Genomic DNA, 1444 nt, shown 5'->3' on the forward strand with positions numbered 1-1444 from the left:
CGGTAGTTGTCAAGGAATCTGTCGCCTCTGAGGTCATTCAGGCCGCCTGTTTTTCTGGTTCAGCGACGGTGATCTGGAGCTCCCGTTCCGGGTTGAGTGACACGGTGCCGATAGGCGTCCAGTTGCGGGTGTTGCCACTCCAGCGCGCCGGATTGGCGGCACGAGCTGCCTGATTGATGACATGTCGCTTGGCCAGGACCTCGGTGTCTTCGCCCGCATGGCGCTGTGCCGGTGTCACCAAGCGGATGCCGCTGTGACGGTGCTCGTGGTTATACCACTGCACGAAGCCGGCCACCCACTCGCGCGCGGCGTCGACCGTGGCGAACCCGTCGACGGGGTAGCAGGGCCGGTACTTGCAGGTGCGGAACAGCGACTCCGAGTAGGGATTGTCGTTGCTGACCCGCGGCCGGCTGAAGGAGGGGGTGATGCCCAGGTCGTGCAGCTTCTCCAGCAGCGTGGCGCCCTTGAAGGGGCTGCCGTTGTCCGCATGCAACACCAGCGGCTGCCCGATGATCTTCTCGGCCAGCACCGCCCGCTCCAGCACGGTACGGGAGTTGTGGGCCGACTCGGCCAGGAACACCTCCCAGCCGGTGATCTTGCGGCTGAAGATGTCGAGCATCATTACCAGGTAGTAGTACTGCCCCTTGATCGGGCCACCCAACCAGGTGGCGTCCCACGACCACACCTGGTTGGGCGCGGTGGCCTGGTAGGTCGTGGGCTTGGCCTGGCGCCTGGGCGGCTTGGCACGGCCGCGATGGACCACCTGACGGTGCTTGTGCAGCACCCGGTAGATCGTCGAGGGCGAGGCCAGATAGCGCTGCTCCTCGTCGAACAGGCGCACCACGATCTGCTCAGGCGGCAAGCTGGCGTACTCTGGACGGTGGCAGACGTCGAGGATCTCCTGTTCTTCGGCCGGTGTCAGCGCATTAGCCGGCACCGGCCGGTCGACCAAAGGGCGCTGGTCCTCACGCAGTCCGCCGTCTCGTGTCCAGCGCTGATAAGTCCGGGCGGTGATGCCAAGTTCACGGCAGGCGGCTTCCAGGCGGCCCCCCTGGGCGCGGGCGTCTTCGATCAGCGCGACGGCGCGTTGGCGATCTGGGGTGCTGATCATGCGTCCTCGTCCCCCCAGATCGCCCTCGCCTTTTTTCGCAGGGCCAGTAACGCCGCGGTTTCTGCCAGAGCCTCGTTCTTGCGAGCGAGCTCCTTCTCCAGCGCCTTGATGCGCTTGCGCTGCTGTTTGGCCTCATCGGCCTCACGCTGGCGTTCGTCATGGGACAGGCTGGCGGCCTGCTCACAGTCATGGCGCCACCGCTCCAGCTGTTCGGGATAGATCCCACGGCGACGGCAATACTCAGCGGTCTCCTGGACGTTCATCGAGGCGGTCTCGACCACCGCGTTGAACTTGTCCCGGGAAGACCAGCCATCGGCGCCCTTGCCCAGCGCA

Annotated in this window: 2 protein-coding genes; both read right to left on the minus strand. The window is 65.7% G+C overall.

Annotated features, from left to right (window positions below; genetic code table 11):
• Positions 1–37 precede the first annotated feature (37 nt).
• Positions 38–1111, minus strand: a complete 1074-nt coding sequence (locus DU490_RS16925) for an IS3 family transposase (RefSeq protein ID WP_114575384.1) — start codon at positions 1109–1111, stop codon at positions 38–40.
• On the minus strand, positions 1108–1444 hold a 337-nt coding region (locus DU490_RS16930; protein ID WP_181870078.1), incomplete at its 5' end, for a transposase. The genes DU490_RS16925 and DU490_RS16930, both read right to left, overlap by 4 nt.

The sequence above is a fragment of the Halomonas sp. DQ26W genome (assembly GCF_003339685.1).
In the GTDB taxonomy this organism is placed as follows: domain Bacteria; phylum Pseudomonadota; class Gammaproteobacteria; order Pseudomonadales; family Halomonadaceae; genus Halomonas.